A 6,337-nucleotide genomic window follows, 5' to 3' on the forward strand; every position below is an offset into this window, starting at 1 on the left:
GACACGCCCCTCCTCACCGTGCCAGGGCCTCGGAGCCCGGACCCTGACGGGTCGTCACGCTCCGCGCAGCACCGCGCCGTTGCGCTCGGCGGCGAGAGCCACCGCGGCGTCACGGGCGGCCGACGCCTCGTCGACCGTCAGTGTGCGGTCCGGGGCGCGGAAGCGCAGCGCGTACGCGAGCGACTTGCGGCCCTCACCGATCTGGTCGCCGGTGAACACGTCGAACAGCCGGAGCGATTCGAGGAGTTCGCCCGCGCCCTCGCGGAGCGTCGCCTCGACCTCGGCTGCCGGGACGTCGGTGGGGACGATGAGCGCGATGTCCTGGGTCGCCACCGGGAAGGTGGAGATCCGGGGGGCGCGGAGCGCGCCTTCGGCGGCCCGTTCCAGGACGTCGATCTCGATCTCCATGGCGCTGGTGCGCTCGGGGAGGTGCAGCTCCTTGACGACGCGCGGGTGGAGTTCGCCCGCGTGTCCGAGGAGGGTCTCCTCGCCGTTCACCGTGACGTACAGCGCGGCGCAGCGGCCGGGGTGCCACGGGGCGTGGCGGTCCGCGCGGACCGTCACCTCGACGCCCGCCTCGCGGGCGAGGGTGCGTGCCGCCTCGACGGAGTCCGCCCAGGTGGCCGGGCGGCCCTTGCCCCACCAGCCGGCCTGCTCGCGGGCGCCCGCGAGAACGACGGCGGCGTGGCGCGGCTGACGCGGCAGGGAGGTGTTGAGCGTGGCGATCTCCTCTTCCGAGGGACGCCGGTCCACCGGGAGCCGGACGGCCTGCGTCTCGTGACCGGTCGGCCGGAAGACCAGCCCGGTCTCGAAGAGCGCCAGGTCGTGGGAGCCCCGGCCGTCGTTGCGCCGCAGCGCGCCGAGGAGGCCCGGCAGCAGTGTGGTGCGCAGCGCCGGCTCCTCGTCGGAGAGCGGGTTGGCGAGGAGGACCGTGCGGCGCCGGGCGTCGTCGGTGTCGAGGCCGAGCTGGTCGAGGACGGCGTTCCCGATGAACGGGTAGTTCAGCGCCTCGACGTAGCCGGCGCCGGCGAGGGCGCGGCCGACGCGGCGGTTCAGCCGCTGGCGGTCGGTGAGGCCACGCCCGGAGGGCGGGGTCGGCAGGGTGGACGGGAGGTTCTCGTAACCCTCCAGCCGGATGACCTCTTCGGCGAGGTCGTTCGGCTCACTCAGGTCGGGGCGCCAGGACGGCACGGTGACCAGGAGTTCGTCCTGCCCGTAGACGTCGCAGCCGACCTCCTGGAGGCGGCGGACGACGATCTCGCGGCCGTAGTCGACCCCGGCCACACGGCTGGGGTGGTTCGCGGGCATCGCGATGGTGCGGGGCGCGGAGGGGGCGGTGATCTCGGTGACGCCCGCCTCGGCGGTGCCACCGGCGAGCAGCACCAGCAGGTCGACCGTGCGCTGCGCGGCAGCGGCGGCGGCCTGCGGGTCCACGCCGCGCTCGAAGCGCCTGGACGCCTCGGAGGACAGCTTGTGCCGGCGCGAGGTACGGGCGATCGAGAGCGCGTCGAAGTTCGCGGCCTCGATGACGACCTCGGTGGTGGCGGCTGACTCGGTGCCGTTGTCCGCGATCTCCGTGTGGGCGCCGCCCATGACGCCGGCCAGGCCGATGGGGCCCCGGTCGTCGGTGATGACGAGGTCCTCGGCGTCCAGGACGCGCACGACACCGTCGAGGGTGGTGAGCTTCTCGCCCTGCTGGGCGCGGCGGACGCCGATGGGACCTTCGACGCGGGTGCGGTCGTAGGCGTGCAGCGGCTGGCCGAGCTCCAGCATCACGTAGTTGGTGATGTCGACGGCGAGCGAGACCGCGCGCATGCCGGCCTTCTGCAGCCGGCGCGTCATCCAGATCGGCGAGCGGGCCTCGGGGTCGAGGCCGGTGACGGTGCGCGCGGTGAAGCGCGGGCAGCCGAAGGGGTCGGTGATCCGGACCGGGTAGCCGTACGCGTTCGGCGCGGGTACGTCGATCAGCGCCGGGTCGCGCAGCGGCAGGCCGTACGCGATGGCGGTCTCGCGGGCGATGCCGCGCATCGACAGGGCGTAGCCGCGGTCCGGGGTGACGGCGATGTCGAGGACCTCGTCGACGAGCTGGAGCAGCTCGATCGCGTCGGTGCCCACCTCGGTCTCCGGCGACAGCACGATGATGCCGTGGGTGCCGTCGTCGCCCATGCCGAGCTCGTCGGTGGAGCAGATCATGCCGTGCGAGGTCTTGCCGTACGTCTTGCGGGCGGCGATGGCGAAGTCGCCGGGCAGGACTGCGCCGGGGAGGACCACGACGACCTTGTCGCCGACCGCGAAGTTGCGGGCGCCGCAGACGATCTCCTGCGGTTCGCCGGTGCCGTTAGCGGCGGCGACGTCGACGGTGCAGAAGCGGATGGGCTTCTTGAAGCCCTCCAGCTCCTCGATGGTCAGTACCTGTCCGACGACCAGCGGGCCGGTGAGGCCGGCGCCGGTCTGCTCGACGGCCTCGACCTCGAAGCCGGCGTCGACGAGCTTGGCCTGCACGTCACGGCCGGTCTCGGAAGCCGGCAGGTCGACGTATTCCCGCAGCCAGGAAAGCGGGACGCGCATCAGATCTCCATCCCGAACGGTCGGGTGAACCGGATGTCACCCTCGACCAGGTCTCGCATGTCTTCGACGTTGTGGCGGAACATCAGCATCCGTTCGATGCCGAACCCGAAGGCGAATCCGCTGTACTTCTCGGGGTCCACACCGCAGGCGACGAGCACCTTCGGGTTGACCATGCCGCAGCCGCCCAGCTCGATCCAGCCCTCGCTGCCGCAGGTGCGGCAGGGGCGGTCGGGGTTGCCGACGGATTCGCCGCGGCAGACGAAACAGACCATGTCCATCTCGGCGGACGGCTCGGTGAACGGGAAGTAGTTCGGCCGCAGCCGGGTCTTCATGTCCGCGCCGAAGAGCGCCTGCACCATGTGGTCCAGGGTGCCCTTGAGGTCGGCCATGGTGAGGCCCTCGTCGATCGCGAGCAGCTCGATCTGGTGGAAGACCGGGGTGTGCGTCGCGTCGAGCTCGTCGGTGCGGTAGACCCGGCCGGGGCAGACCACGTAGACGGGGGGCTTGCGGCTGAGCAGCGAGCGCGCCTGGACGGGCGAGGTGTGGGTACGCAGCACCACGCCGGACTCGTCGCCCTCGGTGGGACGGCCGTCGGCCGTCGTGCCGCGGACGAAGAAGGTGTCCTGCATCTGGCGCGCCGGGTGGTCGGGCACGAAGTTGAGGGCGTCGAAGTTGAACCACTCCGCCTCGACCTCGGGGCCCTCCGCGATCTCGTAGCCCATGGCCACGAAGACGTCCGCGACGCGCTCCATGAGGGTCGTCAGCGGGTGGCGGGCGCCGGCCGGGGTGCGGTCGTAGGGCAGCGTGACGTCCACGGCCTCCTCGACGAGCACCCGGGCGTCGCGCTCGGCCTCCAGCTCGGCCTGGCGCGCGGCCAGGGCCTTGGAGACGGCGCCGCGGGCCTGGCCCACGCGCTTGCCCGCCTCGGCCTTGGCCTGCGGCGGCAGGGCTCCGATCTCGCGGTTGGCGAGCGACAGCGGCGAGGTACCCCCGGTGTGCGCGGTCTTCGCCTGGGCGAGCGCGTCGAGGTCGCCCGCGGCGGCGAAGGCGGCGAACGCCTCGTCCCGCATGCGCTCGATCTCTTCCGGTTTCAGTGCCTCGACCTCGACTGGGTCGTACGACTTGTTCGGTGCCGACATCTCTTCCCGTGCTTCCGATTGGCTGATACTGCCCGTATCGGGGGACACCCCGAGACCCCCGTGGCCCTGCTCGACGGCAGGAGGACGCAAAGGTGCCAAAGGTCGAGTCTAAAGGCCGTGGGGGTGGTACGAAGCCCGTGGGCTGCTCGGAGGCCCTCCACCGCGCGGTGCGAGGGCGCCCGATCCCTCCGCGCGATCCTGATCAGCGCAGGTACGCGGGGGTGCTCACGGGCAGGATAAATCGAAACTCCGCGCCCCCGCCGGGCGCCCGGTCGACGGTGATGGTCCCGCCGTGGGCGGCGACGATGCCCTTGACGATGTAGAGGCCCAGACCGGTGCCGCCGCGCTTGCTGCCGCGCCAGAAACGGGTGAAGACGCGGGCCATCGACTCCTCGGGGATGCCGGGCCCTTCGTCGCTCACGGTGACCGCCGTTCCTGTCTCGTCGTTGTCCGCCGGGGCGGGTGCGATGTCGATCGTGACAGTTCCCTCGCCGTGGCGCACGGCATTTTCCAGCAGGTTGCCCAGCACCTGGTCGACCTTGTCGGGGTCGGCCCAGAGATCGGGCAGCGGGTGGCCCGCGCGGACGAGGAAGCGGTCGGGCGACTGGCCGCTGGCGACGAGGGCCTGGACGTGGCGGGCGACGGCGGCGGAGATGTCGACCGGCTGGCGGCGCAGCTCCAGCCTGCCGGAGTCGATCCGGGAGATGTCGAGCAGTTCGGCGATGAGCCGGGTGATGCGGCCGGCGTCGGCGTCGACCGTCTCCAGCATGAGCCGCTTCTGGTCGTCGGAGAAACGTTCCCACTTGGCGAGCAGCGTGGCGGTGAAGCCCTTGACCGAGGTCAGCGGGGAGCGCAGTTCGTGGGCGACGGTGGCGATGAGGTCGGAGTGGCTGCGCTCGGTACGGCGGCGGGCCTCGGTCGAGCGCAGTTGGACGACCACCCGGAGGACGGGCCCGGTGGGGTACTCGCGGACGTACCGGGCGGAGACGAGGACCTCGCGCCCGCCGGGGAGCAGCAGGTTGCGCTCGGGCTGGCCGACGCGGGTGGAGAGGCCGCCGTACGGGTCGGTCAGGGTCCACCAGCGGCGGCCCTTGAGGTCTTCGAGGGGCAGCGCGTGTTCCAGGTGGCTGCCGAGGGCGACTTCCCGCGCGACGGAGGTGATCCGGACCGCGGCGGCGTTGAAGCAGACGATGCGCCCGGTGCGGTCGGCGACGACCAGGCCGTCCGGCAGGTCGTCCGGCTCGACGCCGAGGAGGACGTCCGAAGGGGCGAGAGCGCCCGCTCCGTACTCGTCCGCTCCGTACTCGTCCGCTCCGGGGCGGACGACGGTGGTCCCCGTCCGACGCGGCCCGCTCATGCCGACAGCCATTTTCCCGTACCCCACCTCTCGAACCGGTGCAGTGGGCCCCGAGTCCGTCACCCTACTAGGCGCCGGCGAGCCCGCGACACCCTGCGGGGGCGCGCGGAACGGCGCATCGGGGGACACGGTCCCGGGCGCGGCCGGGACCTGCCGAAACCGTTCCGCTCGGGGGCGCGCGGTGGGGCACGACCGCGCCCCGGAGGGCGCGGGAACGGCTGCGCACGCCGGGTCGCACGCGGGCTTACGGCCGTCCCGTCCGTGCCGCCGCACCCGCGCGCCCCCGGCCTCACGGGCCGGTGCACCCGGGTCGTGCGGGGTCAGGAGGCCGTACGGGGGCGCTGCGCGCGGGCGGAGGCGTAGAGGCAGACGGCGGCGGCCGTGGCGAGGTTGAGGCTCTCCGCCTTGCCGTGGATGGGCACCCGGACCACCGCGTCGGCGAGGGCGCGGGTCTCCTCGGGAAGGCCCCAGGCCTCGTTGCCGAAGACCCAGGCGGTGGGGCCGCCCATGGTGCCGGCGTCGAGTTCGTCGTCGAGGTCGGCGGTGCCGGCCCCGTCCGCGGCCAGTACCCGCGCTCCCGCGTCCCGCAGCCCCTGCACGGCCCGCTCCACCGGTACGCCGATCGCGACCGGCAGGTGGAAGTGCGAGCCGACCGACGCGCGCACCGACTTCGGGTTGTACAGGTCCACCGAGGCGTCGGTGAGGACCACGGCGTCCGCGCCCGCCGCGTCGGCGCAACGCAGTACCGTACCGGCGTTGCCGGGGTCGCGTACGTTCGCCAGTACGGCCACCAGGCGGGGCTTCGCGGCGAGGATCTCCTCGAACGGCGAGTCCAGGAAGCGGCAGACGCCGATGAGCCCCTGGGGGGTGACGGTCTGGGAGACGTCGGCGAGCACGTCCGCGTCGGCGAGGTGCACCCGGGCTCCGGCCGCGTGGGCGGCGTCGATGATCTCCGTGTACCGCTCGGCGGCCTCGACGGTGGCGAACAGCTCGATCAGGGTCGGTTCGCCGTCGGCGCCCCGGTGCACGGCGGCCTCGCGCACGGCCTGCGGCCCCTCGGCGATGAACCGGCGCTCCTTGACACGGAAGTTCCGCTTGGCCAGCCTCCGGGCCGCGGCGACGCGGGGCGAACGCGGGGAGATCAGTTCGGGGGTGCCCATGGTCGGCGGCGGCCTCTCTGCGTGCGGCGGGACTCGGGGTGTCCGGCGGGACCTCGGGGGGCCGGCGGATCGGTGCCACGCGCCGCGGGAGGGCGTGTGACGCACCGGACCCG

General features: G+C 73.1%; 4 protein-coding genes. All 4 read right to left on the reverse strand.

Annotated elements, in window-relative coordinates; all coding sequences use genetic code 11:
• Positions 1 to 54 precede the first annotated feature (54 nt).
• The 4 genes from pheT to ACFWEP_RS29925 all read right to left on the reverse strand — a co-directional run bounded on the left by pheT (position 55) and on the right by ACFWEP_RS29925 (position 6,224).
• Complete coding sequence (gene pheT, locus ACFWEP_RS29910) at positions 55 to 2,568, reverse strand: phenylalanine--tRNA ligase subunit beta (protein ID WP_387374688.1); 2,514 nt, start codon at positions 2,566 to 2,568, stop codon at positions 55 to 57.
• Positions 2,568 to 3,707 carry a phenylalanine--tRNA ligase subunit alpha gene (gene pheS / locus ACFWEP_RS29915; protein ID WP_328722662.1) on the reverse strand — a complete coding sequence of 380 codons (1,140 nt, stop codon included), beginning with the start codon at positions 3,705 to 3,707 and terminating at the stop codon, positions 2,568 to 2,570. Before pheS ends, pheT begins: the two co-directional genes overlap by 1 nt.
• Before the next feature lie 202 nt (positions 3,708 to 3,909).
• Positions 3,910 to 5,076 carry an ATP-binding protein gene (locus ACFWEP_RS29920; protein WP_387374690.1) on the reverse strand — a complete coding sequence of 389 codons (1,167 nt, stop codon included), beginning with the start codon at positions 5,074 to 5,076 and terminating at the stop codon, positions 3,910 to 3,912.
• A gap of 308 nt (positions 5,077 to 5,384) precedes the next feature.
• Positions 5,385 to 6,224, reverse strand: a complete 840-nt coding sequence (locus ACFWEP_RS29925; RefSeq protein ID WP_387374692.1) for a TrmH family RNA methyltransferase — start codon at positions 6,222 to 6,224, stop codon at positions 5,385 to 5,387.
• Positions 6,225 to 6,337: the final 113 nt, after the last annotated feature.

The sequence above is a fragment of the Streptomyces sp. NPDC060198 genome (assembly GCF_042728415.1).
Classification (GTDB): Bacteria; Actinomycetota; Actinomycetes; order Streptomycetales; family Streptomycetaceae; genus Streptomyces.

Excerpts from the sequence above, each read along its gene's own strand:
- pheS (WP_328722662.1), bottom strand. The coding sequence starts at position 3,707 with ATGTCGGCACCGAACAAGTCGTACGACCCAGTCGAGGTCGAGGCACTG.
- pheT (WP_387374688.1), bottom strand. The coding sequence starts at position 2,568 with ATGCGCGTCCCGCTTTCCTGGCTGCGGGAATACGTCGACCTGCCGGCT.
- ACFWEP_RS29920 (WP_387374690.1), bottom strand. The coding sequence starts at position 5,076 with ATGGCTGTCGGCATGAGCGGGCCGCGTCGGACGGGGACCACCGTCGTC.
- ACFWEP_RS29925 (WP_387374692.1), bottom strand. The coding sequence starts at position 6,224 with ATGGGCACCCCCGAACTGATCTCCCCGCGTTCGCCCCGCGTCGCCGCG.